The following is a 249-nucleotide window of genomic DNA, read 5'->3' as shown; positions in this document are numbered from 1 at the left end:
CAATACGTTGGCTCAACTCGATAGCATGCTCACTGCCATCAATAGAACTCGGTATGTCACCCCCCCATAAAGTATTGAAAATGATCAATACGTCATTAAGATCAATATTGGCTGCACCAAAACTGGCCGCAAAAATAGGGGTAAGTAGCGTGGCAAATACCAACAAACTGAAACACACATAATACCGACGTTGCGATGCATCAATCATGATCAGAGCATCCTTTCTTGCTTGCCTGGTAACCATAGAAA

1 protein-coding gene is annotated in these 249 nt (G+C 42.6%); it reads right to left on the bottom strand.

Going from position 1 to position 249, the window contains the following annotated elements; all coding sequences use genetic code 11:
* Positions 1–208 (bottom strand): hypothetical protein (locus AAEY75_RS16415; protein ID WP_352260225.1); only part of this gene is annotated, 208 nt, incomplete at its 3' end.
* Positions 209–249 lie beyond the last annotated feature (41 nt).

It is taken from the genome of Psychrobacter sp. TB55-MNA-CIBAN-0194 (genome assembly GCF_040309505.1).
Classification (GTDB): Bacteria; Pseudomonadota; Gammaproteobacteria; order Pseudomonadales; family Moraxellaceae; genus Psychrobacter; species Psychrobacter fozii.
This window is presented reverse-complemented; position numbering and strand designations above follow the sequence as displayed.